1 protein-coding gene is annotated in these 558 nt (G+C 26.0%); it reads left to right on the top strand.

Going from position 1 to position 558, the window contains the following annotated elements:
- Positions 1 to 36: 36 nt before the first annotated feature.
- Positions 37 to 558, top strand: a 522-nt coding sequence (locus EHV01_RS06465) for a phage terminase large subunit (RefSeq protein ID WP_422066741.1), incomplete at its 3' end; no start/stop codon positions are given.

Genomic DNA, 558 nt, shown 5'->3' on the forward strand with positions numbered 1-558 from the left:
AATRGTTTTAGATTAAATAGTGCTGATACTGCTGAAATGCAACAAGATATTCAAGATGCATTAGATAAAGTTGGTTTAATCCTTAATCCTACTAAAAAATGAAAAGGCGGTCATTATCAATATAATGCTCGTTTTAATAAACCTACTTGAACATTTCCTAATGGTAGTTTTATTAAATTACAAGGTGCTAGAAAAAGTAATTCATCGCAAGTATTAGGTAAAGGTACAGCACGAGCAAATGGTGCTGATTTATGTATTATTTGACTTGAAGAAGCAAATGAATTTAGTAAATCAGAAAAAGAAGCTATTATGCAAGCAGTTCGTGATTATAAAAAATTAATATTAATTACTAGTACTAATCCAGATAGTATTTATCAAGATCATATCGATTATATTAATAAATTGTTACCCTTTAATCGTAAAGAATTAGAAAGTAAAGGTGAGCAAATATCTAAATTAGTAGTTCCAGTATTAGATCCTAAAACAGGTCAAAAAGCATATGATAAAAAAGTAATTAATCATTATACTAATTATTTAATTAATAAAGATAATTTAAAT

Origin of the sequence: Spiroplasma sp. hy2 (assembly GCF_044714365.1) — a bacterium.
Lineage (GTDB): Bacteria > Bacillota_I > Bacilli_A > Mycoplasmatales > Mycoplasmataceae > Spiroplasma > Spiroplasma phoeniceum.